Here is a 24,108-nt window from a genome sequence, read left to right on the forward strand (position 1 = left end):
GAACCGGGGATGGGCGATCGCGATGGCTGATTGGAACCCCGCCCTCTACACCCGCTTCGAGGACGAGCGCACCCGCCCGGCGGCTGAGCTCCTGGCCCGGATCCCGCTCACTGCCCCGCGCCTCGCATACGACCTCGGCTGCGGGCCGGGCAATTCCACGGCGCTGATCGCGGCGCGCTTCCCAGAGGCCGAGGTGATCGGCCTCGACACCTCACCCGCCATGCTGGAGAGCGCCCGGACCCGCCTGCCCGGCCTCGCCTTCGCGCTGGCCGATGCCGCGACCTGGGCGCCTGAGCGCGCGCCGGATCTGATCTACGCCAACGCGGTGCTGCAATGGCTGCCCTACCATCCGGCGCTGCTGCCCCGGCTGTTCGGCCTCTTGGCCCCAGGTGGCGTGCTGGCCGTGCAGATGCCCGACAACCTCGCCGAACCGTCGCACCGCCTGATGCGCGAGACCGCGTCGGCCGGCCCCTGGGCCGGGGCGATCGGCGATCCGGCAGTCGCCGGGCGGCTCGGCCGGATGCTGGAGCCGGCCGGCTATTACGACCTGTTGGCGCCGCTGGCCGCCGCGGTGGATGTTTGGCGCACCGCCTATCACCACCCGATGGCGGATGCCGCCGCCATCGTGGACTGGGTGAGCGCCACCGGGCTGCGCCCGTTCCTCGACCCGCTGGACCCGGACCAGACGGCTGGGTTCCTGGCCGCCTACGAGGCCGCGATCGACGCCGGCTACCCGCCCCGCGGCGACGGGCGGCGCCTGCTCGCCTTCCCGCGGGTGTTCATCGTGGCGAAGGCCCCGTAGGCGAGCGGCTCAGGCCTCGCCGCGGGCGACCAGGGCCTCGTATTCGGCAACCTCCAGCTTGCCCTCCTTGGCGACCCGGGCCTTGTCGGCGTCGCTGATCACGTCGCCGGCGAGGTCGAGGCGCTTCCAGGCGGCGAGCGGGGTCTCGCGGCCGGGGGTCGGGACGTACTTGTTCTGCGCGAGCTTCTGGTACTTGTGGATGTAGCGCGGGCAGTTGACCCAGATCTTCGTCACCGCGACCTTCACCAGGTACTTGGCCTCGGTGTATTCGGCCATCAGGGTGTCGTCGCGCAGCAGCGTCGCGTGGCCCTGGACGCGGATCCGGTGCGGGGTCTCGAAATCGATGAACAGCAGGCCGACCTTGGCTTGCCCCTCGATGTTGCCCATCGAGTAGAACATGCCGTTGCCGTCGAAGCCCGGGAACACGAGGGTGTTCTCGTCGAGCACCTTCACGAAGCCCTGCGGGCCGCCCTTGTACGAGACGGTCGGCATCCCGTCGGGATCGACGGTGGACAGGAAGAACATGTCCCGGGAGCCGATGAAGGCGCTCTCCTCCGGCTGAATGCGCTCGTGGACCCAGTCCTCGTCCAGGCGCACCGCGAGCTTGGTCGTGCCGAACTCGGTCTGCAGCGCCCGATGGGCGTCCGAATAGAGCGATGCCATGGCGTATCCTCCCCCGCCGTCTCCGGTCCTCATACGTGCGGAACCGCTGCGGCCTGTATCGCCGGAAATGCCCGAGGTCGGCAACCGGGACAAGAAAGGGCCGGCCTCGCTTTCGCGTGACCGGCCCCTGTGGTGCGGCAGATCAAAGCCCGGCCGCGGATTCGGAAAAAATTAATTGCGGGTCTTGTCGACCAGCGCCTTCTCGGAGATCCACGGCATCATGCCGCGCAGCTTGGCGCCGACCTCCTCGATCGGGTGAGCGGCGAGCTTGGCGCGGGTCGCCTTGAACGAGGTCTGGTTGACCTTGTTCTCCAGCATCCAGTTGCGGGTGAAGGTGCCCGACTGGATGTCGGTGAGCACGCGCTTCATCTCGGCCTTGGTCTCGGGCGTGACGATGCGCGGGCCGGTGACGTACTCGCCGTACTCGGCCGTGTTGGAGATCGAGTAGTTCATGTTGGCGATGCCGCCCTCGTAGATGAGGTCGACGATCAGCTTCACCTCGTGCAGGCACTCGAAATAGGCCATCTCGGGGGCGTAGCCCGCCTCGACCAGGGTCTCGAAGCCGGCCTTGATCAGCTCGACCAGGCCGCCGCACAGAACGGCCTGCTCACCGAACAGGTCGGTCTCGCACTCTTCCTTGAAGGTGGTTTCGATGATGCCGGCGCGGCCGCCGCCATTGGCCGAGGCGTAGGACAGGCCGAGATCGTGGGCGTTGCCGCTCGCGTCCTGCGCGATGGCGATCAGGGTCGGCACGCCGCCGCCGCGCAGGTACTCGGAGCGCACCGTGTGGCCGGGGCCCTTCGGGGCGACCATCAGGACGTCGAGATCCTTGCGCGGCTCGATCAGGTTGAAGTGGACGTTGAGGCCGTGGGCGAACAGGAGGGCGGCGCCCTGCTTCATGTTGCCTTCGAGGGACTCCCGGTAGATGTCGCCCTGGAGCTCGTCGGGGGTGAGCATCATCACCACGTCGGCCCACTTGGCGGCCTCGGCGACCGAGAGGACCTTGAAGCCCTCGTGCTCCGCCTTCTTGGCGGTGGCGGAGCCCTCGCGGAGCGCGATGACGATGTCCTTCACGCCGGAATCGCGCAGGTTGAGCGCGTGGGCGTGGCCCTGGCTGCCGTAGCCGACGATGGCGACCTTCTTGCCCTTGATCAGGTTCAGGTCGGCGTCGCGATCGTAATAAACCCGCATGTCGGTTTCCTCTTCAGGTTAGGGTTTCGCCTGGCCGTACAGGGCCAGGAACTGTTCCACGGCGCGCCCCGCATCGCGCCGGATTTCATCTGCATCGAGGTCGAGGGCCTCGCCGAGCAGGAGTCGGATCTGGATATCCCGGCCGACGAGGCCGAAGAAGGTCCGGAACGCCGCCTCGCTGTCGGCGAAGGTCAGCAGGCCGGCGGCCCGGCCCGCCTCCAGCACGGGCTTGACCCGCTCGCCGATGGCGAAGCGACCGTTCGCCAGGACGATGCCGCCGAGGTTGCTCTTGTGCGAGCCGGCATGCGCGATGGCGATCCGGTTCAGCGCGACCGACGTCGGACCGGAGATGACCTCCAGCCACGTCACGGCGAAATCCTGCAGGCGCTCGCGCAGGGTCGCCCCGTCGAGCACCTGCGCGGCGTCATAGCCGGCATGGACCCGGGAGGCCTGCCAGCGCACCGTCGCGGTGAGCAAGCCGTCGCGGTCGCCGAACCACTTGTAGAGCGTCTCCTTCGAGCAGCTCGCCCGGCGCGCGACCGCATCCATGGTCAATTGATCGCCATCCGCGACCATCAAGCCGAGCACGGCATCCAGCACCGCCTGCTGGCGTGCCGAGGGCGCTTCCTGCTCTGCTGTGGCGCTGGTCTGCATCGTCTCGGGATAGCGTACCGTACCGTACGGTACGCTCAGTAAGCCGATTCGGCTGTCGCGGCAAGGGGGCCGCAACCGGGCGACTTCAGCGCGGAAGCGGCAGCCCTTCGCGGGCGAACACGGCCTGGACGGCGGGACGCTCGGCGACCCGGCGGGCATGGGCGGTCCAGGCCGGGAAGCAGCCGGCCATGTCGAAGCGGAGGGTCGGACCGTTGGCCCAGAACCAGAACACCATCAGGTAGGCGTCGACGACGCTGAAACGGCCGCTCACCGCCCAGCCGCCGTGCGACAGGCGCACCTCGGTCATGGTGGCGAGATCGGCGTAGGTGTTGGCCGCCTTGCTCTTGATGCCGTCGAACGCGGCCTCGTCGTCCGTGTAGCGCTCCGGGCGGCGGACATGGGCGTAGGTCACGTGATGGTTGCAGGCGAGCCAGCCGAGCCACTCGTCCGCGGCGGCCTGCTCGCGCAGGTCCTTGGGCCACAACCCCCTCTCCGGCACGGAGCGGGCGATATGGCGCAGGATCGCGGCGCATTCGGTGAGCACCCAGCCGTCCTCGCTGAGCGCCGGCACGCGGCCGCGATCGTTGATGGCGAGGTATTCCGGCCGGCGCTGGTCGCCCGCAGCAAGGTCGAGCTTGATGCCCTCGTAGGGCAGCCCGGATTCCTCCAGGACGATGTGGGCGGCCAGCGAGCAGGCGCCGGGGGCGTAGTAGAGGGTGCGGGCGGTCATAGGACTTCCATACGCCGACCCTGCCTCAAAACCCGAGCAATTTCGCGATCTGATGACGAACTTCGGCAAGAACTGCGGCCGGTGCGACTCCGAGCCGTCTCAGGATGCGCGCCCGCTGGTCGATGGAGCGGACCTGATCCGTCAACACCGCGCCGCGCACAGCCAGGCCGGCTGGAAGCATGACTTTCGTCGGCCAGGGTTCGATGTTGCTTGTGATCGGACAGACGATGACCCGGCGCGTCGCGTCGTTCATCAAAGCTTCCGAGACGACCAATCCCGGCCGGCGGCCGTCCTGTTCGGTACCACGGACGGGACCGAACTCGACCAGGATCAAATCTCCGGCCCGGAACGACAGGCTAGCGGGGATCGTCGTCATCGATGATCTCGGAGCCGACATCCGGCCCCCAATCTACCGTCGGCGGCTCGAAATCCGGGCCCAGACGGCGCATCTCGGCGACCATCTCCTCGAGCGTGTAGACCGGCAAGCCATCGACATAGCGACGGCCGGCCCATTGCTGCGGCTCCGGCGCAACCGGGCGCTTCGAAACGATCTCCACAGTCTCGCCCTCGCGGATGCCGAGTTCCTCGGCCTCCGCGCTGCTCAGCCGGACCGCGAAATCGTCACCCCAGCGAATCACCTTGGCTTCCATCGCTCCGCCTCCTGCGGGGACGGCGCATCCTAGCAGATTCGGGCCGCCGGTTCCTACAGCGGCTCCGCCCCGCGCCCCATCGCGGAGATACCGGTCCGGCAGATCTCCACCAGCCCGATCACGCTCATCAGCCGCACGAACCGGTCGATCTCCTCGGTGGCGCCGGTCAGCTCGAACACGAAGGAGTTGAGCGTGGCATCCAGCGTCTTGGCGCCGAAAGCGGCGGCGAGCCGCAGGGCCTCGCTGCGGTGCTCGCCCTCGCCCTTCACCTTCACGAGGCAGATCTCGCGCTCGAGGGCGTTGCCCTGGAGCGTCAGGTCCACCACCCGATGCACCGGCACCAGCCGGTCGAGCTGGGCCTTGATCTGGTCAATCACCGCGTTGGTGCCCGTGGTGACGATGGTGATGCGCGAGATGTGGCGCGCCTCCTCGGTCTCCGAGACCGTCAGGCTCTCGATGTTGTAGCCCCGACCGGAGAACAGGCCGGAGATGCGGGCCAGCACACCGGGCTCGTTGTCGACGATCACGGCCAGCGTGTGCCGGTTCACCGGCTCGACGCGGCCGGCGTCGGGATAGTGGGTGTTCATCGCGTTCATGGCCGGCTTCGTCCTCGTCGGGATTTCCGAAGGGCTTGCCCTTCGGCGGGGTGTCGGGGCGGAGCCCGACAGCGGGGCTTAAGCCCTGCACCCGCAAAAGGTCTCGACCTTTTGAAACCAGGATAGTTGCGATCAGTCCTGGGATCTCGGCCCGTTACACCAGCATCTTGCCTTCCTCGGAGATCACGTCGCCGAGTTCGACGCCGGTCTCGCCGAGGTAGTCGGACAGGAGCATCTCGTTGTGCGCCTTGCCCGACGGGATCATCGGGAAGCAGTTCTCGGTCTTGTCGACGATGCAGTCGAAGATCACCGGGCCGTCATGGGCGAGCATCTCGGCGATGGCGCCGTCGAGGTCGCCCGGCTTCTCGCAGCGCATGCCCTTGGCGCCGTAGGCCTCCGCGAGCTTCACGAAGTCCGGCAGGCTCTCCGAGTAGCTCTGCGAGTAGCGCGAGCCATGCAGCAGCTCCTGCCACTGCCGGACCATGCCCATGTACTCGTTGTTCAAGATGAACACCTTGACCGGCAGCCGGTACTGAACCGCCGTCGACATTTCCTGCATGTTCATCAGGATCGAGGCTTCGCCGGCGATGTCGATCACCAGCCCGTCCGGATGGGCGAGCTGGGTGCCGATCGCGGCCGGCAGGCCGTAGCCCATGGTGCCTAGGCCGCCGGAGGTCATCCAGCGGTTCGGCTCGTCGTACTTGAAGTACTGGGCGGCCCACATCTGATGCTGGCCGACCTCCGTGGTGATGTAGGTCTCGCGGTCCTTGCAGGCCTCGTAGAGGCGCTGGACCGCGTATTGCGGCTTGATGATCGTGCCCGACGGCCAGTAGGCGAGGCAGTCGCGCGCCTTCCAGGCGCCGATCTTCTGGAACCACGGGTCGAGGTTCGACCGCTCGGGCCGCGACGGCAGGGCGCGCCACGCCTCCAGCATGTCGGCGAGCACCGAGCCGCAATCGCCGATGATCCCGATATCGACCTTCACGACCTTGTTGATCGAGGAGGCGTCGACGTCGATGTGGATCTTCTTGGAGAACGGCGAGAACGCGTCGAGCCGGCCGGTGATCCGGTCGTCGAACCGGGCGCCGACGCAGATCATCACGTCGCACTCGTGCATCGCGAGGTTGGCCTCGTAGGTCCCGTGCATGCCGAGCATGCCGAGGAACTTCTCGTCCGTGCCCGGATAGGCGCCCAGCCCCATCAGGGTCGAGGTGATCGGGAAGCCGGTCTCGCGGACGAGCTCGCGCAGCAGGCGCGAGGCCTCCGGGCCGGAATTGATCACGCCGCCGCCGGTGTAGAACACCGGCCGGCGCGCCGTCGCCATCAGCTCGACGGCCGCGCGGATCCGGTCGGAATCGCCCTTCACGGCCGGGCGGTAGGTCTTGTGGCTCGCGATCTCGGGGCGCTCGTAGAGGCCGGAGGCGAACTGGATGTCCTTGGGCAGGTCGACCACGACCGGGCCGGGCCGGCCGTTCGCCGCGACGTAGAACGCCTCGTGCAGGATGCGCGGCAGGTCGTCGATCGATTTGACCAGGTAATTGTGCTTCGTGCAGTGGCGCGTGATGCCGACTGTGTCGCATTCCTGGAAGGCGTCGGTGCCGATCAGGTGCGTCGGGACCTGGCCGGTGATGCAGACCAGCGGGATCGAATCCAGCATGGCGTCGGTCAGGCCGGTGACGATGTTGGTGGCGCCGGGACCCGAGGTGACGAGGACGCAGCCGACCTTGCCGGAGGAGCGTGCATAGCCCTCCGCGGCGTGGACCGCACCCTGCTCGTGGCGGACGAGGATGTGCTTGACGGCGTTCTGGTGGAACAGCGCGTCGTAGATCGGCAGTACGGCGCCGCCGGGATACCCGAACAGCGTATCGACACCCTGATCCTGGAAGGCCCGGATGACCATCTCGGCCCCGGTCATGACCTCGCCGCCCATGCTCGTCTCCTCGCGCTCAGCGGGGCCACGGCGATCCTCCGGACCGCCGCCCTGCCCCGTCCTCTCTCGTCGCACCCTCGTCCCGCGGGGCGGTCTCCGCCTCGCCCGAAAGTGCCGATCGCCTCGAATATCCGTCCCGTCCCGCCGGCCCTGACGCAGGCAACAAAAAAGGGCCCCGAGGGACCCTGCATGCGCCACCGTCCGGATTGCGACCCTCGTTTAGGGCCGCCCCGTCGGTGACGCTGGCGCTACAATAAGGACCGTGGACATCGGATATCCGAACCTGCTCCGCGACGGCCGCATGATCCGGAACGGGTCATGGTTGGCGCGCGGAGTGTCGGGCCTCTTAGCCGAGTGCGCGGAGCCGGTCAACGCATCCGTGCATCCGGTTGCGCCGGTTTGGGGGTGGGGCTGCGCCTTCAGTTCAGCGGCGGTGGATATCGCCGGACCCAGTTGCTCGCGGCATCGTAGGCGGCGCCGAGCTGCAGGCAGGCCAGTTCGCCGTGGTTGCGGCCGACGATCTGGATGCCGGTGGGCAATCCGGCCGCGCCGAACCCGGCCGGGACGTCCAGCGCCGGCAGGCCCGCCATGGTCACGGGGATCACCGTCTGCATCCAGCGATGGTAGGTGTCCATCGCCCGCCCGCCGACGGTCTCGGGCCAGCGCAGGGTCTTGTCGAAGGGGAAGACCTGCGTTGTCGGCATCACGAGGTAGTCGTAGGCCTCCATGAAGCGGCGCAGGGTCTCGTACCAGCGCGTACGCCCTTCGAGGGCCGCGATGATCCGGTCGGCCCCGAGGGCGAGACCCCGTTCCACCTCCCAGGCCGCCTCCGGCTTGAGCAGCGCCCGATGCCGGGGCTCGTCGTAGAACGGGCGGAGCGCCGCCGCGACGGTGAGCGCCCGCAGCACCAGCCAGTCCTGCCAGAGCTGCTCCATGTCGAAGCGCGGCACCGCCTCCTCGACGGTGCAGCCGATCTCGACGAAGGTGGTCAGCGCGGAGCGCCCGAGCTCCAAGACGCCGGGATCGAACGGGATCTGGCCGCCGCAATCGCCGAGCCACGCGATCCGGGTGCCGCGGAAGTCGCGGGCGAGCGGGTTCGCGAAGGCGGACGGGTCCTGGCGGATGGAATTCGGGCCGCGCGGATCGTAGCCCGCCTTGACCGAGAGCATCAGGCCGATATCGGCGGGCGTGCGGCCGATCGCTCCGAGCACGCCGAGAGCCGGGCTGAACACATCCTTGGCCTCGGCGGGGATGCGGCCCCAGCTCGGGCGCAGGCCGTAGCAATTGTTGAAGGCCGGCGGGTTGCGCAGTGACCCGGCATGGTCGCTGCCGTCGGCGACCGGTTGCATCCGCAGGGCCACCGCCACCGCGGCGCCGCCGCTCGACCCGCCCGCGCTCTTGGTCGGATCGTAGGGATTGACGGTGGTGCCGTAGACCGGGTTGAAGCTGTGCGAGCCGAGGCCGAATTCGGGCACGTTGGTCTTGCCGATGAAGAGCGCCCCGGCGGCGCGCAAGCGGGCCACCATGATCGAATCCGTCTCCGCGATCCGGTCGGCGAAGATCGGCGAGCCCTGCGTGAAGCGCAGGCCGCGCACCGGGTCGAGATCCTTCACGGCCAGCGGAAAGCCGTGCAGCGGGCCGACGGCCTCGCCGCGGGCCAGGGTGGCGTCCGCGGCCTCGGCCTCCTTCAGGAGCGCCGCGTCGTCCCGCAGGGCCACGATGGCGTTCACCTGCGGGTTGAGCCGGTGGATCCGCTCCAGATAGGCGCGCATCACCTCGGCGCAGGAGACGACCCGGCCGCGGATGGCGGCGGAGAGGTCCACGGCACCCATGGCGGTGATGCCGTCCGGTCGCCTATCCTGCATCGTACGCCGTCTCCAAATCAGTGCGAGCGGTGGCCGCGTCAAAGGCGTTCGCAAGCCCTCTGCCGCCACTTAGGTTACGGATCGCCGCTGAGGAGCGCGCACGACATGCCGCCCGTGTCCAACGCCCGATCTGCACGCGCGAAGTTACGCAATGACCGTGCGCGGCTCCGCGCTCAGGGATTGCAACCCGTTCAGCTCTTGATGCCTGCCGTGCAGGCACCCGCATTCGAGGCCGAGGCGCATCGCCAATCCCGCGCCGTCGCTGAGTGCGGGGGCGCAACGGAGGATCAGGCTTTCATCGATGCCGTGTCCGTTTGGAATACCGCCTGAGGCAGCACCATCGTCATTGCGAGCGCAGACGGCCCTTTACGACGGAGCGGATCTGCCGAAGTCGGTCGCTCCCGCTACGCCACCGACCAGGGCAGCGTCTCCTCCCCCCGGAACACCACCACCGCCGTATCCTCCACCGCCACCGCCTCGGCGACGCGGCCCGGCCGCCGTTCGAGAGTCACGGTCCCGGCATTCGGCTCCAGCCCATGGAAGCGCGCGCCGTTGAGGGAGGCGAAGGCCTCGAACCGGTCGAGCGCCCCCTCCTCGTCGAATACCTGTACGTAGGTCTGGAGCGCGGACGGCCCGCAGAACACGCCGGCGCAGCCGCAGGCCGCCTCCTTGGCGCCGCGGACATGCGGGGCGGTGTCGGTGCCCAGGAAGAAGTAGGCCTCGCCCGAGGTTGCCGCCCTGCGCAGGGCCACGCGGTGCCGCTCGCGCTTGGCCACGGGCAGGCAGTAGAGGTGCGGCCGCAGCCCGCCCTGGAAGATGTGGGTCCGGTTGATCACGAGGTGGTGCGGCGTGATCGTGGCGGCGCACCGGCTCCGGTTCTCCCGGACCACGTCGAGGATCTCCGCCGTGGTGGCGTGCTCCACCGTGACCTTGAGGCCCTGGTGGCGGGCGAGCAGCGGGATCAGGCTGCCCTCCATGAAGGCGGCCTCCCGGTCGAAGATGTCGATCTCCGGGTCGGTGGCCTCGCCGTGGATCAGCAGCGGCATGCCGATCCGCTCCATCCGCTCGAGCACGGGGGCGATCCCGATCAGGTCGGTGACGCCCGCATGCGAGTTGGTGGTCGCGCCGGCCGGGTACAGCTTGGCGGCGACCCAGACCTTGTCCGTGAAGCCGCGCTCGATCTCGTCCGGGTCGGTGTCGTCCCGGAGGTAGCAGGTCATCAGCGGGGTGAAATCCATGCCCGCGGGCAGCGCCGCCAAGATGCGCTCGCGATAGGCCCGCGCAGCCGCCACCGTGGTCACCGGCGGCACGAGGTTCGGCATGATGATGCCCCGGGCGAACTGCGCCGCCGTATAGGGCAGCACCGCCTTCAGCATCGCGCCGTCGCGCAGGTGGATATGCCAGTCGTCGGGACGGCGGATCGTGATCCGGTCGACCGGCTTCGACTCCTGGCGCTCGGCAGGGAACAGGTCGGCGACGCCCATCGCGAAAACCCCTCAGGCCTGGCCGAACGAAGAAATGCCGCCATGAGCCGCCGACCATTCTGCCGGCGCATTGAGAAAACTTTCGACCTCGGCGAGCGTCTTCGGGTCGAAGGTGCCCATCTCCTTGGCGACCGCCAGCACGTCCCGCCACGTGGTGAGGGCGTGGAGCTTGATGCCGATCTCCTGCATCAGCGCCGCGCTGTCGGGGAAGATGTCGTAGTAGAACAGCACGAAGCAGTGATCGACCTGGGCGCCCGCATCGCGCAGGGCCTTGACGAAATTGACCTTGCTGCGCCCGTCCGTGGCGAGGTCCTCGACCAGCAGCGTGCGCGCGCCCTCGACGACCGCGCCCTCGATCTGGGCGTTGCGGCCGAAGCCCTTGGGCTTCTTGCGGATATACTGCATCGGCAGCATCATCCGGTCGGCGATCCAGGCGGCGAAGGGGATGCCGGCGGTCTCGCCGCCCGCGATGTGGGTGAGCTGCTCGTAGCCGATCTCGCGCACGATCGTGGCGGTGGCGAAATCCATCAGCGTCGCGCGCAGGCGCGGATACGAGATGATCTTGCGGCTGTCGGTGTAGACCGGGCTCGCCCAGCCGGAGGTGAACTTGAACGGCTCGTCCTTGTAGAAGAGCACCGCACCGATCTCGAGGAACATCTTGGCCGCCTCGCGGGCGATGACGGCCCGGTCGAGGGGCAGGAAGGGGCTGGTCATGCGGCGTGCGCGCTCCGCTTGGGCGCTCCCCGGGGCTGGAAGACCAGTCCGGCCGGGGAGAACGCGTTCGATAAGGGCCTGACCGCCCTCCTCCGCCCTGTCTCCGCCAGCGTCAACCCTGCGCGGCGCGCTATCCGCGCTTCACGCGGTCCTGTCGGCCCGCAGATGCGCGAGGTGCCGGATGGCGAGCGCGTAGCCATGCGTCCCGAAGCCGGCCAGCACGGCTGTCGCGGCGAGCGAGACATAGGAGTGGTGGCGGAAGGCCTCGCGCCGATGGACGTTGGAGATGTGGCACTCGATCACCGGCACCTCGCAGGCGTTGAGCGCGTCGAGGATCGCCACGGAGGTGTGGGTGTAGGCGCCCGCGTTGATGACGATCCCGGCCGACCCGGTGCGGAATTCGTGGATCGCGTCGATCAGCACGTGCTCGGCGTTGCTCTGCCGGCATTCCGCGCTGAGGCCGTGGGCGGCGGCGGCCTCGCGGCACAGGGCCTCGACGTCGGCCAGCGTCGCGCGCCCGTAGATCTCCGGCTGACGCTGGCCGAGCAGGTTCAGGTTCGGCCCGTTCAGGACCAGGATCGTGTCGTTCATCGGGGGCCTCGCGTTCCGAGAGGTGCGGCAAGCGCCGGCAAGACACAAGTCCGGCCTGTCATCCGGCCGAAGTTGTCCCGCGCCCGGCCCCGACGCCCGCTCCGGGCGGTTCAGATCCGCGGCGCCCGGCGCTATCCCAAGCCCGAACGAGACGAGAGACCAGGGAGGACACGCGGATGACAGGATCCCGGAGCGAGGCGCCCGTGGTGATCGCGGTGGCGATCACCGGCTCGGTGCCGCGCAAGACGGACAACCCGGCCGTGCCGGTCACCGTCGCGGAACAGATCGAATCGACCCATCAGGCGTTCGAGGCCGGCGCCACGCTCTGCCACATCCATGTGCGCAACGACGACGAATCCCCCTCCTCCGACCCGGAGAAATTCGCCGCCGTGCAGGAGGGGCTGCGCAGGCACTGCCCGGACATGATCGTCCAGTTCTCCACCGGCGGGCGCGGGCGCGATCCGGCTTCGCGCGGCCTCTCGCTCGCGCATCGGCCCGACATGGCCTCCCTGTCCACCGGCTCGGTGAACTTCCCGACCATCGTGTACGAGAATTCCGCGAGCCTCGTCGCCGACCTCGCCGGGCAGATGAAGCGGCACGGCGTCCGCCCCGAGATCGAGATCTTCGACCTCTCGCACCTGCACGGGGCGAAGCGGCTGGTCGAGGCCGGCCTGATCGATGCGCGCCCGCACGTGCAATTCGTCCTGGGCGTCCAGAACGCGATGCCGGCCGAGGCGCATCTCCTCGACATCCTGCTCGCCGAGACGCGCCGGATCCTGCCGGAGGCGACCTGGACGGCCGCCGGGATCGGCCGCAACCAGGCCGTGGTGATGGACTGGGCGCTGGCCCGCGGCGCGGACGCGGTGCGCACCGGGCTGGAGGACAACGTCCGGGTGACGAAGGAAAGGCTGGCGGCGAGTAACGCCGAGCTGGTGGGCCTGGCAGCCGAGGCCGTCGCCCGCCACGGCCGCCGGGTGGCGACGCCCGCCGAGGCCCGGGCCGCCCTCGGACTCGCCTGAGGCCACCTTCTCACGGGCCGGCCGGCGTGCTAACGAACCGCCCGCGCGGGTGTAGCTCAATGGTAGAGCAGCAGCCTTCCAAGCTGAATACCCGGGTTCGATTCCCGGTACCCGCTCCATCCCCTTTCCCTGACGGCCGAACCGCCCGGCATCCTCTCGGGACGCACCGCCATGAAGGTATCCGCCGACCTGTGCATCGTGCCGATGGGCGTGGGCCCGTCGGTCTCGCCCTACGTGCGTGAGATCAAGGCGATCATCGAGGCGAGCGGCCTCGTCGCCACGATGCACCCCAACGGCACCAACATCGAGGGCGAGCTTGCCGAGATCTGCGCGCTGGCGGAGCGCTGCGAGGCGAAACTCGCCGCGATGGGCGTCCAGCGCACCTTCTTCACGTTGATCTTCTCGTCCCGCCGGGACAAGGACCAATCCATGGCCGACAAGCTCGCGGCCGTCTCCTGACGCGGCCGCTGCGTTTCACCCGGCCGGCATCGACGCGCGGCCCGGCCGGACGGGGCACCGGCCGCCGCGGCGACGCACCCCCGATCTGATCCGCGCCTCGCGCGTTCCCCTTATCCGGTCATAGACGTGCCGGCAGGAGAACGGCATGAGCGATCAGGAAACGGGCGACGTGCGGATCGAACCCTATGACGGCCCGGCCGGCGGCTGGGGTTCCGCCCGTTCCCTGGTCGAGATCCTCACCCGCGAGGGCGTGCCGGTCACCGGCTCGGCGATGCTGCTGAAGCAGAACAAGCCGGACGGGTTCATGTGCACGTCCTGCGCCTGGGCGAAGCCCGCCAAGCCGCTCGCCTTCGAGTATTGCGAGAACGGCGCCAAGGCGACCGCCTGGGAGCAAACCCGGCGGCGGGCCACCCCGGACTTCTTCGCCGAACATACCGTCACCGAACTGCTCGGCTGGAGCGACTACGCCCTGGAGGAGCAGGGCCGCCTGACCCATCCCATGCGCTACGATCCGGGGACCGATCGCTACCGGCCCGTCCCGTGGTCGGAGGCCCTCGGCGAGATCGGCCGGGAGCTGAAGGCCCTGCGCCAGGAGGATCCGAAGTCGGTGGTGTTCTACGCCTCCGGCCGGGCCTCCCTGGAGACCAGCTACATGTGGGCGCTGATGGCGCGCCTCTACGGCAACAACAACCTGCCGGATTCCTCAAACATGTGCCACGAGCCGACCTCGGTGGCGCTGCCGCAATCGATCGGCGCGCCGGTGGGCACGGTCCTGCTGGAGGATTTCGAGACCACCGACCTGATCTTCTTCTTCGGCCAGAATGTCGGCTCCAATGCGCCGCGGATGCTCCACCCGCTGCAGGAGGCCCGGCGCCGGGGCGCGCAGGTCATCACCTTCAACCCGCTGCGCGAACGCGGGCTGGAACGCTTCACCAACCCGCAATCGCCGGTTGAGATGGTGACGCGCTCCGCCACCAAGATCTCCACGCAGTATCACCAGGTGAAGGCGGGCGGCGATCTCGCGGCGCTCACCGGCCTGTGCAAGACCCTGCTGGCCCTGGATCGGGACGCCGCCGCGGCCGGCCGCCCGGCCATCCTCGACCACGCCTTCATCGCCGAGCACACCCACGGCTTCGACGAGTTCGTGGCCTTCTGCGACGGGCAGGACTGGACGGCGATCGAGCGGCGCTCCGGCCTCACCCGCGCCGCCCTCGAAGCCGCGGCGGCGGCCTATGCCCGTGCCAAGGCGGTGATCGGCATCTACGGGATGGGGCTGACCCAGCACCGCAAGGGCACCGAGACCGTGCGGATGCTGGTCAACCTGCTGCTGCTGCGCGGCAACATCGGCAAGCCCGGCGCCGGGATCTGCCCGGTGCGGGGCCATTCGAACGTCCAGGGCCAGCGCACAGTCGGCATCACCGAGAAGCCGGAACTGGCTCCCCTCGACAAGCTGAAGGAACTCTACGATTTCGAGCCGCCGCGGGAGAAGGGGCTCAATACGGTCGAGACCTGCGAGGGCGTGCTCGACGGCAGCGTGAAGGCCTTCGTCAGCCTCGGCGGCAATTTCCTGCGCGCGATCCCCGATACCGGGCGGATGGAGCCGGCCTGGCGGCGGCAGCGCCTGACCGTGCAGATCTCGACAAAGCTCAACCGCTCGCATCTCGTGAACGGCGCCGTGGCCTACATCCTGCCCTGCCTCGGTCGGATCGAGATCGACCAGCAGGCCAGCGGTCCCCAGGCGGTCTCGATGGAGGATTCCACCGCGCGCTTCCACGGATCCCGGGGCGTGGCCGAACCGGTCGGCCCGGAGGTGCGCTCCGAGCCCTGGATCGTGGCAGAGATCGCCAAGGCGACCCTGCCCGCGAACCCGCGGATCGACTGGACGTCCTGGGTCGCCGATTACGGCCGCGTGCGCGACGCCATCGAGGCGACCTACCCGAAGGTGTTCCACGACCTGAACGGGCAGATGTTCCGGCCCGGCGGCCTGACCAAGCCCCTCGGTGCCCGCGACCGCAAATGGGAGACCGAAACGGGCAAGGCGAATTTCGCGGTGCCCGCCGGCCTCGAGGCCGATCCGGACCTGCCGGCCCGGGGGCCGAACGTGCTCGACCTCATCACCCTCCGGTCCAACGACCAGTTCAACACCACGGTCTACGGCTACGACGACCGTTTCCGCGGCGTGAAGGGCACTCGTTCGGTGCTGTTCATGAACCGCCGGGACATCGCCCGGCTCGGCCTCACCGATGGCGGCGGTGTCGATGTCGAGACGGAGGCCGGCGATCAGGTGACGCGCCGCGTGGGCGGGCTGCGGGTGATCGCCTACGACATCCCCGAGGGGAATTGCGGCGGCTACTATCCGGAGTTGAACGTCCTGCTGCCGCTCTGGCACTACGACGAGCAGTCCAAGACGCCGGCCGCCAAGGCGATCACCGTTCGGGTGAACGCCGCGGCCCGGACGGCCTGAACGGGCCATCCGACGTCGCCCCGGGTCAGACACCGGGGCGACACCTGCGACGATAGCCGGGCCAATGCTCTGGCGTGATGCCCTGCGCTCCGGCAAGGAACGGCGATGGATCAGCCGACACCACCGGACGCGCAGGCAGACAAGCGGCTGTGCAACCTTATGGACCGGATCGCGGCGGGCGCGCCCGTCCGTGAGCCGGGCCTCGACCTCTCGCATCTGCGCGCCGGGACCCTCGCGCCACACGCGGGGGATCCGGAATCCGGCGGTCTCCCCCTCGCTGATGCGGATCTGTCCAAGGCCCGCATGGAGGAGGCGGATCTCTCGGGGGCGAACCTGCGCGGGGCCAACCTCACGGGCGTCGTCGGCCGCTCGACCCGGTTCGCGGGGGCGATCCTGGAGGCGGCGGATCTGTCGGACGCCGATCTGTCGGGGGCGGATTTCACCGGCATCGTCGCCGGACAGGTGAAGTTCGCCGGCGCGATGCTGGAGGATGCCCGCTTCGGGAAGGCCGCGATGCGGTTTGCCAACCTGTCCGGGGCGCTCCTCGACGGGACGGACTTCGCGGAAGCCGACCTCTGGGGGGCCGATTTCACCGGGGCGGATGCCGACGACACCGTCTTCCGGGACGCGCGCCTCGACGAGGCCAAGCTCGCCGACGCGAACCTGACCCACGCGGATTTCGCCGGCGCCAGCCTCGCGAAGGCGACGCTGGCGGGCTCGCGCCTGCGCGGGGCGAACTTCACCGGGGCGAAGCTCGATGGGGCGGATCTCTCCGGCGCCGACCTGTCGGACACCGACCTCGTGCGGCTGAACCTCGCCACATGCAGCCTGCGGCATGCCCGCTTCTCCGGCGCGTGGCTCAATGGAACGCGGATGAGCGTCGAGCAGCTCGGCGGTGCCGTGGGCGAGGAGGTCGTGGGCGCCTACGAGGCCGCGCAGACGAGCTACCTCGCCCTTGAGCAGAACTGGAAGAGCATCGGCAGCCACGACGCGGCGAGCTGGGCCTACAAGCGCGGCCGCCGGATGGGCCGGTTCCACGCCGGCCGGCAGGCCCGCGACGCCTGGAACGGGCGCGACTGGGCCGCGGTCCTGCGGCACGGCTACCGCTGGAGCGCCGACCGGTTCGTCGAGTGGCTGTGCGATTACGGTGAGAGCCTCTCGCGCATCGCCCGGGCCTTCGCGCTGCTGATCGTGGTGTTCGGCGGCCTCTACGGGCTGACCGGCGGCCTGATCATCCTGGAGGGGCCGGAGGCGGGGCCGACCTACAATCCCCTCGATCTCCTGAGCTACAGCGCCCTCAACATGATGACCGCGAACCCGCCGGAGATCGGCCTCAAGCCCACCGGCCGCGTCACCAACCTGCTGGTCGGCCTCGAAGGCGCGGTCGGCATCATCCTGATGGGGCTCTACGGGTTCGTCCTCGGCAACCGCCTGCGCCGGTGAGGGCCGGCCCTCACTCGTTGTCGCAGAGCCGCTCGATCACGAGGCTGAGATCCTTGCGCAGCGCCCGGATCTCGGGCTCGCTGAGTTCGAGCTGGCACATGACGCTCTGGCGGACCGAGACGGCCTCGGCGCGCAGCGCGGCGCCCGTCGGCGTCAGCGCGATCTCGACCTCGCGCTCGTCCGATTGGCGGCGGGTGCGCAGCAGGAACCCCGCGCTCTCCAGGCGCTTCAGCACGGGCGTGAGCGTGCCGGAATCGAGGCGCAACCGCCGGCCGATCTCCGAGACGGTGACGCCATCCTGCTCCCAGAGCACCAGCAGCACGAGATATTGTGGATAGGTGAGACCGAGCCGCTCCAGGAGCGGCCGGTAGGATTTCGTCATCCGGTGCGCGGCCGCGTAGAGCGCGTAGCATAGCTGATTGTCGAGGAGGAGCGGGTCCGTCTCGCGCTCAACCTCCGCCGTGTCGGCAGTGTACACCATGTCGTTCGCCTATCGCGGTCCAGGCACCGCCATTCTCGACCGCGACCGCGGGCATCCCGTTATACCACAACCCATGAAGCCGGCGCACGAGCTTCAATCGCGCAATTCATTTCCCGACTAATCCTCTGCGGTTCGTGACCCCGCCGTGGGCGGCACGACCGCCGCCAAGCTGGCGAGGAGACCGGCTTCGTCCTCCAGCGTGCGCAGGTCGAGGAGGATCGCGTCGTCGCTGATGCGGCCGATCACCGGTACGGGCAAGGCGCGCAGGCGCTCCGCGAGGCGCTTGCACCGCCCCCCAGCGCCCCGGCGCGCGGCCCCATCGGCCGGAGCCGGGGTCAAGACCAGGGCGGCGCTGGGCAGGGTCTCCACCGGCAGCGCCCCGGACCCGATCTGGCTGATGCAGTCCATGACCGAGACATGCGCCCAGCCGGCAACGCGCTCGGCCACCGCGGGGGCGAGGCGCTCGGCCTGCGCGGTGATCCCCGCGCGATCCCGGGTGAGCAGCCGCAGGGTCGGCAATTCCTCGGCCAGCCGCTCGGGGTGGAGATAGAGGCGCAGCACGGCTTCGAGGGCCGCGTAGGTCATCTTGTCGACCCGCAATGCCCGCTTCAGCGGATTCTTGCGCACGCGGGCGATCAGGTCCTTCCGGCCAGCCACGATGCCGCACTGGACCGCGCCCAGGAGCTTGTCGCCGCTGAACGTCACGAGGTCGGCCCGCTCCAGGGCTCCCCGGACGGTGGGCTCGGGCGGCAGGCCGTAGGCGGCGAGATCGACGAGGCTGCCGCTGCCCAGATCTTCGGCCAGCGGCACGCCGCGCGCGCGGCAGAGGCCGTGCAGGTCGGCCGGGTCGGCGGCGGCGGTGAAGCCCGCGATGGCGTAGTTGCTCGGATGCACCTTCATCACGAGGCCGGTGCGCGGGCCGATCGCCTCGGCGTAATCGCGCAGATGGGTGCGGTTGGTGGTCCCGACCTCGCGCAGGCGGCAGCCGGCCCGCACCATCACATCCGGGACCCGGAACGAGCCGCCGATCTCCACGAGCTCGCCGCGGGAGACCACGACCTCCTTGCGCATGGCGAGGGCGTTCAGCACCAGCAAAACCGCCGCCGCGTTGTTGTTGACGACAACCGCGGCCTCGGCGCCGGTCAGGCGGCAGATCAGACCCTCGACATGGTCGTCCCGCTCGCCCCGGGCGCCGGTCCCGAGATCGAATTCGAGGTTGCTCGCCTGCACCATCACGGCGGCCACCGCCTCGGCGGCCGAGCGCGGCAGCAGCGCGCGCCCCAGGTTGGTGTGCAAAACCGTGCCGGTCAGGTTGAAGACCAGCCGCAGGGAGGAGCGGCGCTCGGCGGCGAGCCGCCCGGTCGCTTCCGCCCGGATCGCCGCCTCGTCCGGCACGGGGCCACCTTCGGTCCGGATGCGGGCGAGCACGGCGCGGATCGCCTCGGTGAGGGCTGTGCGCCCGTAGACCGCGAGATCCTCCGGCGCGGCGCCGCCGAGCAGACGTTCGACCGCCGGGATCCGGCGCGGGTTCTGCGTCGCGTCGGCGGTGGCCGGACGGATCTGGGGGGAGGAGCTTTTGGCGGATGACGGCATCGTGCGACCAGAGATAACGATCCGCCTGCTTCAGGCCAGCCCGATACGCCGCGGATAATACGCGCAGGTTGTTCCATTCCCGGGCCGACGGTAAGGGCAGATCCAGAAAACGGCGGGCGACCGCATTCAGCACCCTTGCGGGGTGGCCCGGACCGGGCAATCACGCCGTCTTGCACACCTCCAGCGGGAGACGCCGCCATGTCCCGATCTTCTGCCCCGATCCACCCGATGATCCTGTGCGGCGGGACGGGGACGCGGCTGTGGCCGGCCTCGCGGGAGAGCATGCCCAAGCAGTTCGCCCGGCTGGTGGATGCGCAAGCCTCGACCTTCCAGGCGACCCTGGCGCGGGTGTCGGACGCGGCGGTGTTCGCCCGGCCGACGGTGATCGCCTCGGCCGAGGCCCGGTTCATCGTCGCCGAGCAGCGCGACCAGCTCGGGCTTTCCGCCGACATCCTGCTCGAGCCGCAGGGGCGCGACAGCGCCGCCGCCGTGGCGGTGGCCGCGCTCCACGCCGGGGCGCGCGACCCGCAGGCCGTGGTCCTGATCATGGCCGCCGACCACGTCGTGCCCGACACCGCCGCCTTCGTCGAGGCGGTCGCCCGCGCCGCCGCCGGGGCCCGGGCCGGCTACACCATGACGCTCGGCATCGAGCCCGACCGGCCGGCCACCGATTACGGCTACATCCGCCGCGGCGAGCCGATCCCGGAGGCCCCGGGCGCGGCCCGGGTTGCCCGCTTCGTCGAGAAGCCCGACCGGTCCGGCGCCGAGGCGCTGATCGCCGAGGGTGCCCTGTGGAACTCCGGCTACTTCCTGTTCCGCGCCGACCTGATGCTGGCCGAGCTCGAGGCGTTCGCCCCCGAGGTGCTGGCGGCCGCCCGCGCGGCCCTGGAGGCGGCGGTGACCGACCTCGACTTCGTGCGGCTCGATGCCGAGGCCTTCGCGAAGGCGCCCAAGATCTCGATCGACTACGCGGTGATGGAGCGGACCGCCCGGGCCGGGGTGCTGCCGGTGTCGTTCCCGTGGTCGGATGTCGGCACCTGGGACGCGGTCTGGCAGGTGCTGGAGCATGACGCGGCCGGCAACGCGGTGCGCGGCCGGGTCTCGCTGATCGGGACGCGGAACAGCCTCGTGCACAGCGAGGGCGGCGGGCTGACCGCGGTGGTCGGCCTGGAGGACGTGGTGGTGGTGTCCACCCCCGACGCGGTGCTGGTGGCGTCCAAGGCGCATTCGGGTCAGGTCAAGGAGCTGGTCAACGCGCTGCGGGCGGCCGGCGAACCGGAGGCGGACGCGCATCTGCGGATGTACCGGCCCTGGGGCTGGTACCAGCGGATCGACATCGGCGAGCGGTTCCAGGTGAAGCGGATCCAGGTGGTGCCGGGGGGGCGGCTGTCACTGCAGAAGCACTTCCACCGGGCCGAGCACTGGGTGGTGGTGCGCGGCACCGCCGAGGTGACGATCGACGATCGGGTGGTTCTGGTCCACGAGAACGAGGCGATCTACCTGCCGATCGGCTCGATGCATCGCCTGGCCAACCCGGGCAAGATCCCCCTGGAGCTGATCGAGGTCCAGGTCGGCTCCTACACCGGCGAGGACGACATCATCCGCGTCGAGGATATCTACGGGCGCTAGGGCGCGCTACGCCGGCGCTCAGCGCCGGGGCGGGGCCGCCCCTGCGACGCGATCCCCCCGGGCGTGCCCGGAACATGCCGCGCCCCCGATCGATAGCCGAATGCATGACAGCCGCCGGCGGCGGACGCGCATCGAGGCATCGGGGAAGACCCATGAAGCATAAGCCGCTCCGCGAGCAGGTCGTCGTAATCACCGGCGCGTCGTCGGGCATCGGCCTAGCCACCGCCCGCATGGCCGCCGAACGCGGGGCCCGGGTCGTCCTAGCGGCGCGCAGCGGCGACGCCCTGGCGCGCATCCAGGTCGAGATCGAAGGCGTCGGCGGCAAGGCGATCCACGTCGTTGCCGATGTCGGCACCCGCGCGGACGTGCAGGCGGTCGCCGACCGGGCCGAGGCGACCTTCGGCGGTTTCGACACCTGGGTGAACGTGGCCGGCGCCTCGATCTACGGCCGGCTGCGCGAGATCAGCGATGCGGACCACGAGCGCCTGATCCGGACCAACTTCTGGGGAACGGTGTTCGGATCCCTGGTGGCGACGGAGCATCTGCGTCAGCATGGCGGCGCGCTCATCAACGTCGGCAGCATCGCATCGGATTTGGCCTTCCCGTACCAAGGCATGTACGCGGCCTCGAAGCACGCCGTGAAGGGCTTCACCGACGCCCTGCGCATGGAGCTGATCTACGAGAACGCGCCGGTCTCGGTCACGCTGATCAAGCCGGCCTCGATCGATACGCCCCTGCCCCAGCGGGCGCGCAACTACATGGATCGGGAGCCGAGCCTGCCGCCGCCGATCTACCCGCCCGAGGAGGTCGCGAACGCCATCCTGCATGCGGCCGTGCGCCCGAAGCGCGACATCGTCGTGGGGGGCGCCGGCAAGGCCTTCACGGCGGGCAAGGCGCTCGCCCCCGGCGCATACGATCACATCTCCGCCGCGATCGTCGCCCTGCAGAAGCGCGGCATCCCACCGCGCAATTCGGACGGCGCCCTGCATGCGCCGGTGCCGGCCGGGATCACACGCGGCGACCCGCCGGTCCCCGTCATGCGGACCAGCGCGTACACGCGGGCAAGCCTGCACCCGATGGCCGCGGCGGCGGGGCTCCTGGGCCTCAGCGCGGTCACCGCGCTGGCGATCGCCGGCGGCGCCGCCAGTCGTCGACGGCGCGGATAATTACCGGCCTCACCCGATCGACCGCCGGGCATCGATGCGGACCGGTCCCGGATAGGCGAGTCGTTCCGCTGCCGCGCGTCCAGCCGTCATAAGACACATGGAGGAGGAGATGGCTCAGCCAACACTTCGGAAGACGTCACCTGAAGATTTCGCCGGCCGCCTCGTCAGGCGGCCAGCCGACCTCACCCACCATCTGACCCGAAATAACAGTTGATCTGGTTCACCGCACGATCAGCCGCCGTCGCATCCACGCTTTTGAACGAGCGGACTTATAGCCCCGATCGGAATGTTATCGGGAACTGTAAAAGCTTTCTCTTTAGATCCTGAAAGCGCCCAAAGCGCCAAATTTCGGTCGCGCCGGAGGGGCGAGCGCTCCAGATATCACGCCACAATCCACTCCTTATGGTCACAATCACCGTCATCACAGCGATCGCGAATTCGGCGATCACGCGGCTTATGGCCATACCCATCGCACCATTGCCCGGCGTCAAAACCAACGCACAGACCAGATTGACGGCACCGCCAATGATCGCGATCGACGTTACGGAGAAATCCTTCCTCGCCGGCAGAAGCAGGAGCATGCTCAAGCAATAACTGATGGTCCCGAGCGGAAGCGTCAATCCGAGCACGGAAAATATGCGCCCCGCTTCGCCATAGCTATGTCCCAAAAAAATATTCATGATGAATGGTCCTAGAAACAGGACCACGATGGATGCCAGAAACGAACCGACCGTGAGCAGAAATGTCGTGCGCTTGAGCAAAGCGTAAGCTTGGTCCGGGTTGCTCCGGAGTTCTCGCGTCATATGCGGCAACAGCAAGGTCGAGAGGGGATTCAGGAGTTGCAAACCCGCATTGATCAGCTTGTCGGCCGGCCCGAAGAAGCCGACCTGATCGGGGGTCGACAGCCACCCGAGCACCAGACCTGACGCGGCCGTATAGGCTGCGACCGCACCGGTGAGGACGAAGATGGCGCCGCCGCCGCGAAGTGCGCCTATCGCAGACGCCCAGGACGCGATTCTTACTTTAACATCACGAGCCAACATAACGCCGGTGATACACAGAGTTAACAGCGACGCTAAAACGTAGAACAGAATGACATAGATATAAGCGTCCTCATTCTTGACGAAACTTACGATGAGTATGATGTTCAATATTTGCGCCACCAACTCGATTTTGACCACCAGCGCCATTCGTCCGCGAGCCCGAAAATACCACAGCAGGTTCGTTCCCTGGAGGAGGCCATAGACGATCGATAATCCACCGACCATTGGTGCATTGCGCAGCACCGGCGAGCTGAATATCGTAAATAAACCAAAGGCGATCGCCGGAACCATGAGGATCAGCTTGGCCGTCAAGATTGACGATACGACTTCGTCAATCTTAGACACATCGTGCGCGGCAAGATCGCGGGTCCCGGACACGTTAAAACCGAATTCGACAATCAAACTGACGAGCGTCGCCATTGAAAGTCCTACGAGCACGATGCCGTAGCGCTCCGCCCCGAGCTGCCGCGCGAGCAGGGGAATAATGATTAGCGGAAATACATATCGAGATATATGAGCAAAATAGAGAAGCGCACCGTCAGTAAAAAGCTTACGCTCGCGCATTACCTGTCCCCATTCGTATCGTCCTGTCGATAACCCTGTGCATCATTCATCTCGTGCTCAAATCGGAATTGATCTCGTGGCGATATGCAATACGAGGCCCACTTCCCATATCCCAGCTCAAATTTGGCTCGACATCTTATCGTTAGATAAATGTTTTATTTGAGGCGCATATCAGCGCTAGTATCCACGGTCGATCATGGGCGAACGGGTTATCGACCGTAGCCATTAGAGGCGCGCCGGAGACCATTCACCTGCAGCGTCGCAGGTCCCCGCCAAGACGATGGGCCGCCAAAAGCTGAATTCAAAGGTATTTCTTTTTGACATACCTTGTCATCGCCCTTGTAAACGCCTGCTTGCCAGATCAAAGGACTATTTGC

23 protein-coding genes and 1 tRNA gene are annotated in these 24,108 nt (G+C 68.5%); 9 read left to right on the plus strand and 15 right to left on the minus strand.

Annotation, left to right across the window (positions count from 1 at the left end):
• The first annotated feature begins 22 nt into the window (after positions 1-22).
• Complete coding sequence (gene tam / locus AC3IF3_RS07190) at positions 23-802, plus strand: trans-aconitate 2-methyltransferase (protein ID WP_489227998.1); 780 nt, start codon at positions 23-25, stop codon at positions 800-802.
• Positions 803-811: 9 nt separating this feature from the next.
• Here the strand turns inward: tam and AC3IF3_RS07195 are convergent, their stop codons facing one another.
• The 9 genes from AC3IF3_RS07195 to AC3IF3_RS07235 all read right to left on the minus strand — a co-directional run bounded on the left by AC3IF3_RS07195 (position 812) and on the right by AC3IF3_RS07235 (position 9,081).
• The gene (locus tag AC3IF3_RS07195) at positions 812-1,465 is read right to left on the minus strand and encodes a pyridoxamine 5'-phosphate oxidase family protein (RefSeq protein ID WP_489228000.1); all 654 of its coding nucleotides are present in this window, start codon (positions 1,463-1,465) and stop codon (positions 812-814) included.
• 171 nt (positions 1,466-1,636) lie between these two features.
• Positions 1,637-2,656: a ketol-acid reductoisomerase gene (ilvC, locus tag AC3IF3_RS07200; RefSeq protein ID WP_243973168.1), complete on the minus strand. Its 1,020-nt coding sequence runs from the start codon at positions 2,654-2,656 to the stop codon at positions 1,637-1,639.
• A gap of 18 nt (positions 2,657-2,674) precedes the next feature.
• A complete protein-coding gene (locus tag AC3IF3_RS07205; RefSeq protein ID WP_489220272.1) occupies positions 2,675-3,310 on the minus strand; it encodes a TetR/AcrR family transcriptional regulator C-terminal domain-containing protein in 636 nt (211 codons plus the stop codon).
• Positions 3,311-3,395: 85 nt separating this feature from the next.
• Positions 3,396-4,040, minus strand: coding sequence for a glutathione S-transferase family protein (locus AC3IF3_RS07210; protein ID WP_489228002.1), 645 nt, complete (start codon positions 4,038-4,040; stop codon positions 3,396-3,398).
• A 25-nt stretch (positions 4,041-4,065) separates the two neighbouring features.
• Positions 4,066-4,416: a type II toxin-antitoxin system PemK/MazF family toxin gene (locus tag AC3IF3_RS07215; RefSeq protein WP_489220274.1), complete on the minus strand. Its 351-nt coding sequence runs from the start codon at positions 4,414-4,416 to the stop codon at positions 4,066-4,068.
• Complete coding sequence (locus AC3IF3_RS07220) at positions 4,397-4,690, minus strand: AbrB/MazE/SpoVT family DNA-binding domain-containing protein (protein WP_489220275.1); 294 nt, start codon at positions 4,688-4,690, stop codon at positions 4,397-4,399. Before AC3IF3_RS07220 ends, AC3IF3_RS07215 begins: the two co-directional genes overlap by 20 nt.
• Positions 4,691-4,743: 53 nt before the next feature.
• Complete coding sequence (gene ilvN / locus AC3IF3_RS07225) at positions 4,744-5,286, minus strand: acetolactate synthase small subunit (RefSeq protein WP_243973177.1); 543 nt, start codon at positions 5,284-5,286, stop codon at positions 4,744-4,746.
• Positions 5,287-5,440: 154 nt separating this feature from the next.
• Positions 5,441-7,216 carry an acetolactate synthase 3 large subunit gene (locus tag AC3IF3_RS07230; protein WP_489228004.1) on the minus strand — a complete coding sequence of 592 codons (1,776 nt, stop codon included), beginning with the start codon at positions 7,214-7,216 and terminating at the stop codon, positions 5,441-5,443.
• A gap of 419 nt (positions 7,217-7,635) precedes the next feature.
• Complete coding sequence (locus AC3IF3_RS07235) at positions 7,636-9,081, minus strand: amidase (protein ID WP_489228006.1); 1,446 nt, start codon at positions 9,079-9,081, stop codon at positions 7,636-7,638.
• A 105-nt stretch (positions 9,082-9,186) separates the two neighbouring features.
• On the opposite strand from AC3IF3_RS07235, the gene AC3IF3_RS07240 reads away from it, so the two are divergent.
• Positions 9,187-9,411: an antitoxin MazE family protein gene (locus tag AC3IF3_RS07240; RefSeq protein ID WP_243973183.1), complete on the plus strand. Its 225-nt coding sequence runs from the start codon at positions 9,187-9,189 to the stop codon at positions 9,409-9,411.
• Between the two features lie 74 nt (positions 9,412-9,485).
• Here AC3IF3_RS07240 and pyrC read toward each other — a convergent pair whose 3' ends face one another.
• The 3 genes from pyrC to aroQ all read right to left on the minus strand — a co-directional run bounded on the left by pyrC (position 9,486) and on the right by aroQ (position 11,870).
• Positions 9,486-10,565 carry a dihydroorotase gene (pyrC, locus tag AC3IF3_RS07245; RefSeq protein WP_489228008.1) on the minus strand — a complete coding sequence of 360 codons (1,080 nt, stop codon included), beginning with the start codon at positions 10,563-10,565 and terminating at the stop codon, positions 9,486-9,488.
• 12 nt (positions 10,566-10,577) lie between these two features.
• The gene (locus AC3IF3_RS07250) at positions 10,578-11,279 is read right to left on the minus strand and encodes an orotate phosphoribosyltransferase (RefSeq protein WP_243973187.1); all 702 of its coding nucleotides are present in this window, start codon (positions 11,277-11,279) and stop codon (positions 10,578-10,580) included.
• Positions 11,280-11,420: 141 nt separating this feature from the next.
• Complete coding sequence (gene aroQ, locus AC3IF3_RS07255) at positions 11,421-11,870, minus strand: type II 3-dehydroquinate dehydratase (protein WP_489228010.1); 450 nt, start codon at positions 11,868-11,870, stop codon at positions 11,421-11,423.
• A 176-nt stretch (positions 11,871-12,046) separates the two neighbouring features.
• Between aroQ and AC3IF3_RS07260 the strand changes: the two genes are divergently transcribed.
• The 5 genes from AC3IF3_RS07260 (at position 12,047) to AC3IF3_RS07280 (ending at position 17,255) form a co-directional block, all read left to right on the plus strand.
• Positions 12,047-12,889, plus strand: a complete 843-nt coding sequence (locus AC3IF3_RS07260) for a 3-oxoadipate:acetyl-CoA acetyltransferase (protein WP_489228012.1) — start codon at positions 12,047-12,049, stop codon at positions 12,887-12,889.
• Positions 12,890-12,934: 45 nt separating this feature from the next.
• Positions 12,935-13,008, plus strand: a tRNA-Gly gene (locus AC3IF3_RS07265).
• Positions 13,009-13,060: 52 nt separating this feature from the next.
• Positions 13,061-13,348, plus strand: a complete 288-nt coding sequence (locus tag AC3IF3_RS07270; RefSeq protein ID WP_243973194.1) for an MTH1187 family thiamine-binding protein — start codon at positions 13,061-13,063, stop codon at positions 13,346-13,348.
• Between the two features lie 145 nt (positions 13,349-13,493).
• Entirely contained in the window at positions 13,494-15,812 is a 2,319-nt protein-coding gene (locus tag AC3IF3_RS07275; RefSeq protein ID WP_489228014.1) for an FdhF/YdeP family oxidoreductase, read from the plus strand.
• 105 nt (positions 15,813-15,917) lie between these two features.
• Positions 15,918-17,255, plus strand: a complete 1,338-nt coding sequence (locus AC3IF3_RS07280; RefSeq protein ID WP_243973204.1) for a pentapeptide repeat-containing protein — start codon at positions 15,918-15,920, stop codon at positions 17,253-17,255.
• 10 nt (positions 17,256-17,265) lie between these two features.
• On the opposite strand, the gene AC3IF3_RS07285 is transcribed toward AC3IF3_RS07280, so the two are convergent.
• Both AC3IF3_RS07285 and selA read right to left on the minus strand, forming a co-directional pair.
• Positions 17,266-17,736, minus strand: a complete 471-nt coding sequence (locus AC3IF3_RS07285; RefSeq protein WP_489228015.1) for a MarR family winged helix-turn-helix transcriptional regulator — start codon at positions 17,734-17,736, stop codon at positions 17,266-17,268.
• A gap of 117 nt (positions 17,737-17,853) precedes the next feature.
• Positions 17,854-19,329 (minus strand): L-seryl-tRNA(Sec) selenium transferase, encoded by a 1,476-nt coding sequence (gene selA, locus AC3IF3_RS07290; protein ID WP_489228016.1) that lies wholly within the window; start codon positions 19,327-19,329, stop codon positions 17,854-17,856.
• A 198-nt stretch (positions 19,330-19,527) separates the two neighbouring features.
• On the opposite strand from selA, the gene AC3IF3_RS07295 reads away from it, so the two are divergent.
• Both AC3IF3_RS07295 and AC3IF3_RS07300 read left to right on the plus strand, forming a co-directional pair.
• On the plus strand, positions 19,528-20,958 hold the full coding sequence (locus AC3IF3_RS07295; RefSeq protein ID WP_489228017.1) for a mannose-1-phosphate guanylyltransferase/mannose-6-phosphate isomerase: 1,431 nt from the start codon (positions 19,528-19,530) through the stop codon (positions 20,956-20,958).
• A gap of 152 nt (positions 20,959-21,110) precedes the next feature.
• Entirely contained in the window at positions 21,111-22,124 is a 1,014-nt protein-coding gene (locus AC3IF3_RS07300; RefSeq protein ID WP_489220283.1) for an SDR family oxidoreductase, read from the plus strand.
• Between the two features lie 269 nt (positions 22,125-22,393).
• On the opposite strand, the gene AC3IF3_RS07305 is transcribed toward AC3IF3_RS07300, so the two are convergent.
• On the minus strand, positions 22,394-23,731 hold the full coding sequence (locus AC3IF3_RS07305; RefSeq protein ID WP_489228018.1) for an oligosaccharide flippase family protein: 1,338 nt from the start codon (positions 23,729-23,731) through the stop codon (positions 22,394-22,396).
• Positions 23,732-24,108 lie beyond the last annotated feature (377 nt).

This window comes from Methylobacterium sp. J-118, from assembly GCF_057836565.1.

Coding starts and splice junctions, on each gene's coding strand:
- AC3IF3_RS07215 (WP_489220274.1), bottom strand. CDS start 4,416: ATGACGACGATCCCCGCTAGCCTGTCGTTCCGGGCCGGAGATTTGATC.
- AC3IF3_RS07205 (WP_489220272.1), bottom strand. CDS start 3,310: ATGCAGACCAGCGCCACAGCAGAGCAGGAAGCGCCCTCGGCACGCCAG.
- AC3IF3_RS07300 (WP_489220283.1), top strand. CDS start 21,111: ATGAAGCATAAGCCGCTCCGCGAGCAGGTCGTCGTAATCACCGGCGCG.
- AC3IF3_RS07280 (WP_243973204.1), top strand. CDS start 15,918: ATGGATCAGCCGACACCACCGGACGCGCAGGCAGACAAGCGGCTGTGC.
- pyrC (WP_489228008.1), bottom strand. CDS start 10,565: ATGGGCGTCGCCGACCTGTTCCCTGCCGAGCGCCAGGAGTCGAAGCCG.
- ilvC (WP_243973168.1), bottom strand. CDS start 2,656: ATGCGGGTTTATTACGATCGCGACGCCGACCTGAACCTGATCAAGGGC.
- AC3IF3_RS07275 (WP_489228014.1), top strand. CDS start 13,494: ATGAGCGATCAGGAAACGGGCGACGTGCGGATCGAACCCTATGACGGC.
- AC3IF3_RS07305 (WP_489228018.1), bottom strand. CDS start 23,731: ATGCGCGAGCGTAAGCTTTTTACTGACGGTGCGCTTCTCTATTTTGCT.
- AC3IF3_RS07230 (WP_489228004.1), bottom strand. CDS start 7,216: ATGGGCGGCGAGGTCATGACCGGGGCCGAGATGGTCATCCGGGCCTTC.
- AC3IF3_RS07250 (WP_243973187.1), bottom strand. CDS start 11,279: ATGACCAGCCCCTTCCTGCCCCTCGACCGGGCCGTCATCGCCCGCGAG.
- AC3IF3_RS07260 (WP_489228012.1), top strand. CDS start 12,047: ATGACAGGATCCCGGAGCGAGGCGCCCGTGGTGATCGCGGTGGCGATC.
- selA (WP_489228016.1), bottom strand. CDS start 19,329: ATGCCGTCATCCGCCAAAAGCTCCTCCCCCCAGATCCGTCCGGCCACC.
- AC3IF3_RS07195 (WP_489228000.1), bottom strand. CDS start 1,465: ATGGCATCGCTCTATTCGGACGCCCATCGGGCGCTGCAGACCGAGTTC.
- aroQ (WP_489228010.1), bottom strand. CDS start 11,870: ATGAACGACACGATCCTGGTCCTGAACGGGCCGAACCTGAACCTGCTC.
- AC3IF3_RS07270 (WP_243973194.1), top strand. CDS start 13,061: ATGAAGGTATCCGCCGACCTGTGCATCGTGCCGATGGGCGTGGGCCCG.
- AC3IF3_RS07220 (WP_489220275.1), bottom strand. CDS start 4,690: ATGGAAGCCAAGGTGATTCGCTGGGGTGACGATTTCGCGGTCCGGCTG.
- AC3IF3_RS07285 (WP_489228015.1), bottom strand. CDS start 17,736: ATGGTGTACACTGCCGACACGGCGGAGGTTGAGCGCGAGACGGACCCG.
- AC3IF3_RS07235 (WP_489228006.1), bottom strand. CDS start 9,081: ATGCAGGATAGGCGACCGGACGGCATCACCGCCATGGGTGCCGTGGAC.
- AC3IF3_RS07210 (WP_489228002.1), bottom strand. CDS start 4,040: ATGACCGCCCGCACCCTCTACTACGCCCCCGGCGCCTGCTCGCTGGCC.
- AC3IF3_RS07295 (WP_489228017.1), top strand. CDS start 19,528: ATGTCCCGATCTTCTGCCCCGATCCACCCGATGATCCTGTGCGGCGGG.
- tam (WP_489227998.1), top strand. CDS start 23: ATGGCTGATTGGAACCCCGCCCTCTACACCCGCTTCGAGGACGAGCGC.
- AC3IF3_RS07240 (WP_243973183.1), top strand. CDS start 9,187: ATGCCGCCCGTGTCCAACGCCCGATCTGCACGCGCGAAGTTACGCAAT.
- ilvN (WP_243973177.1), bottom strand. CDS start 5,286: ATGAACGCGATGAACACCCACTATCCCGACGCCGGCCGCGTCGAGCCG.